General features: G+C 59.5%; 1 protein-coding gene. It reads left to right on the top strand.

Annotated features, from left to right (window positions below):
• Positions 1-55 precede the first annotated feature (55 nt).
• Positions 56-1,084, top strand: coding sequence for an IS30-like element ISPa59 family transposase (locus tag BLS87_RS33295; protein WP_058159172.1), 1,029 nt, complete (start codon positions 56-58; stop codon positions 1,082-1,084).
• Positions 1,085-1,115: the final 31 nt, after the last annotated feature.

Below are 1,115 nucleotides of genomic sequence, written 5' to 3'. Positions count from 1 at the left end.
GGCGGCGGCAAAAACTGAGTGCAACACCTGACCTTTCCGGTACGGTGCTGCCCCTATGTCTTATTCCGAACTCAGCGTTGAAGAACGCGCCACCATTCAAATCGGCCGTGCCCAAGGGTTCAGCCTGCGCAAGATTGCTTGCTTGATCACCCGATCCCCTTCGACCATCAGCCGGGAGCTGCGCCGCAATCGAGATGTCTGTGGCGGCTACTCGGCCCGCATGGCCCAGCAGCAGATGCAGGCCCGCCGCCAACGCTGTCGACCGAAACGAAAGCTCTTGCCGAGTAGTGAGCGCTTCCAGTTGGTGGCCCATATGCTGCGCGAGCGTTTGTCTCCCGAGCAGATTGCCGGCAAGCTGCGCAGCATGAACATTCCCAGCCTCAGAGAAGCCTACGTCTGTCGCGAGACGATCTATAACGCCATCTACGCCTTGCCGGTCGGCGAGCTGCGTAAAGAGCTGATCATCTGCCTGCGCCAAAGTAAGACGACGCGACGGCCGCGCTCTGGCGGCGTGGATCGACGCGGCCAGATCCCCGAGATGGTCAGCATCCATGTGCGCCCACCGGAGATCGAAGACCGGCTGATGCCAGGGCATTGGGAAGGCGATCTGATCAAGGGCAAGGCCAACGCCTCGTCTGTAGGCACGCTGGTGGAACGTACCAGTGGCTACCTGATGCTGGTAAAGATGAACGACGCGACGGCGACCTCGGCGATGGAAGGCTTCAGTGCAGCGCTCAATGGCATGCCGCTGGCGATGCGCAAGAGCATGACCTACGACCAGGGCCGAGAAATGGCGCGGCATGCTGAAATCACCCAGCAGACCGGGGTGGCAATTTACTTCTGCGACCCGCATAGCCCTTGGCAACGCGGCAGCAACGAAAACATAAATGGCCTGATCCGCCAGTATCTGCCCAAGGGCACGGACTTGTCGGTACACAGCCAAGAAGAACTCGACGCTATTGCACTGCAACTGAACATGCGACCGCGTAAGCGCTTCGACTTCAAGTGCCCCATCGAAGTTATGGGTGAGGTGATGCAGAAGGCCATGACTATGCGGCATGATGCTCCAGCTTCAATTCAATGACCGTGTTGCACTCAGCTCCTGCAACCGCCCA

Origin of the sequence: Pseudomonas abietaniphila (assembly GCF_900100795.1) — a bacterium.
In the GTDB taxonomy this organism is placed as follows: domain Bacteria; phylum Pseudomonadota; class Gammaproteobacteria; order Pseudomonadales; family Pseudomonadaceae; genus Aquipseudomonas; species Aquipseudomonas abietaniphila.
This window is presented reverse-complemented; position numbering and strand designations above follow the sequence as displayed.